1 pseudogene is annotated in these 1,124 nt (G+C 61.2%); it reads right to left on the bottom strand.

Annotated features, from left to right (window positions below):
- Positions 1-987 (bottom strand): annotated as a pseudogene (locus EN906_RS34915) (hypothetical protein); the annotation flags it as partial.
- Positions 988-1,124: the final 137 nt, after the last annotated feature.

Below are 1,124 nucleotides of genomic sequence, written 5' to 3'. Positions count from 1 at the left end.
ATTGTCCGGAACCGTGTCGTTGGGATCGAATCCGTTCGTCTGATTGGGATGAGCGACTGATTCGGTCACCGTGTAGTTGTATTCGATGGCACCGGTGCTCGGATTGAAGGAGACGATCGTCAGGAAGCCGAAATCGCCCGGGATCTGCTGGCCGACGCCGGTGACGGTGACGCCGTTGATGACGATCGAGCCAATTCCATCCGGCGCGTCGATGCTGATCGTTCCGATGCCGGAGGTCTCGGCGTTGCTTGGCGCGTCGCTGCCGGGAGATTGTGTCTGGCCGCCATTGAGGCCGGTTTCACTGGCCGCTTCGGTCGGGGCAAGCAAGGACGTGGCCGTCACTGAAACCTGCCTGTCGACGATGGACGGGAACAGTTCGCGCCGCTCCAGGAGTCCGAACTGCAAGGCAGTCGGCGGCAGCAGTGCCGACAGGTCGAACCCGTCGCCGATACCGCCGGGGGGAACCGAGAAATCTCCGCCTGCGCTTGAATTCGAACCGCCAGGACCGGCCGACATGGAACCGTCGGCGCCGAAGGCGACATCGACATGGCTGGCTTCCAGCGCTGCCAGCAGCGCAACGCGCGGCACCTCGACGTCGCCGATGATGAAGGTCGGCACGTTGAGGGCGCCGTCCTTGATCACGATCACCGAGCCGTCGGCCTGTTCGAGCAGAAGGTTTTGGCCGTCGACCTTGATGTTGTCGATGGAAGCGTTGGCCGGAAGCCTCACCACATGGCTGGCGTCGGCTACATATTCGGGCGGCGCGGCTGCCGGCGGTGCCTTTGCTTCCGCGGGGGCTTCCGGCTTGGCAGGCGCTCCGCCGCCGACATCGACCGGCACCGGTTCGGACGCTGCCGGCGCGGGCTGCGTCGAATTTGCCTGTGCGACCCGGATCTCCGCCGGTGATGCCTGATCGCCGTGTTCATTGGACACGGAATGCTCGTTCAAGGAAGCCGAAAAGCTGTCCAACTCGATATTGTTCGTCATGGCTGAAACCCCTCCGATATTTACCGGATAGAGACAGCGGCCACTTCTACTTTGCAACTGCCCCCTAATCTATTTCATATATTATGATATGCATTGCCCGGCATTTTTTACACGTGGTAAACCGCAACAATATAACC

The organism is Mesorhizobium sp. M7A.F.Ca.CA.004.06.1.1, from assembly GCF_003999135.1.
GTDB lineage: Bacteria > Pseudomonadota > Alphaproteobacteria > Rhizobiales > Rhizobiaceae > Mesorhizobium.
This window is presented reverse-complemented; position numbering and strand designations above follow the sequence as displayed.